This window comes from Echinicola sediminis (assembly GCF_054777495.1).
In genome coordinates, this window is record NZ_BAAHAP010000249.1 from 1 (window position 1) to 678 (window position 678).

The 678-nt window shown below is 29.9% G+C and carries 2 protein-coding genes; both read left to right on the forward strand.

Annotated elements, in window-relative coordinates; translation table 11 throughout:
• The first annotated feature begins 54 nt into the window (after positions 1-54).
• Positions 55-354, forward strand: coding sequence for a nucleotidyltransferase family protein (locus tag ACYVAA_RS23015; RefSeq protein ID WP_460546453.1), 300 nt, complete (start codon positions 55-57; stop codon positions 352-354).
• Positions 347-678: HepT-like ribonuclease domain-containing protein (locus ACYVAA_RS23020; protein ID WP_460546456.1), on the forward strand; the 332-nt coding region annotated here is incomplete at its 3' end. The genes ACYVAA_RS23015 and ACYVAA_RS23020, both read left to right, overlap by 8 nt.

Here is a 678-nt window from a genome sequence, read left to right on the forward strand (position 1 = left end):
GTACAAAATGCCATTGGGTAGTTGAGATTTTACAATTTTCCTTAAATTAGTGTTATGAGTATCATTCAAAGTCAAATGGATAAATTAAAAACTCTTTGTGATCAACATCGGGTTGAAAAAATGTATCTTTTTGGATCTGCTATGAATAGCAACTTTAATCAGCAAAGTGATATTGATTTTTTGGTAAAGTTTAAGCCTATAGATTTAGCGAATTATTTTGATAATTATATAAATTTTAAAGAAAGCTTAAAAAGGCTTTTCGGAAGAGAAGTTGATTTGGTGGAGGAGCAAACCCTTAAAAACCCTATTTTAATCAAATCGATCAATAGAAATAAGGAGTTGGTTTATGGATGAAAGAATCCTTAAATGGCTTTATGATGTAAAAATAGCCATTGATGAAATTGAGAGTTATTTCGAAGATCGAGAAAAGGACTTTTTAAAATACCGAGAAAATTTGATGCTCAAGAGGGCGGTAGAAAGAGATTTGGAGATTATTGGAGAAGCAATCAATCGAATTCTTAAGAAGGATGACTCTTTTGAAAAAATCATAACAAATGCTAAGTCGATAATTGGTTTAAGAAATCAGGTTATTCATGGCTACGATACTATTTCAGACGAAAATATTTGGTCTATAATTATATACCATATTCCAAAATTAAAGAAAGAAGTGGAAAAGCT

What these genes read in the sequence shown, in the direction of transcription:
- ACYVAA_RS23015 (WP_460546453.1), top strand. Translation starts at nt 55, where the DNA reads ATGAGTATCATTCAAAGTCAAATGGATAAATTAAAAACTCTTTGTGAT.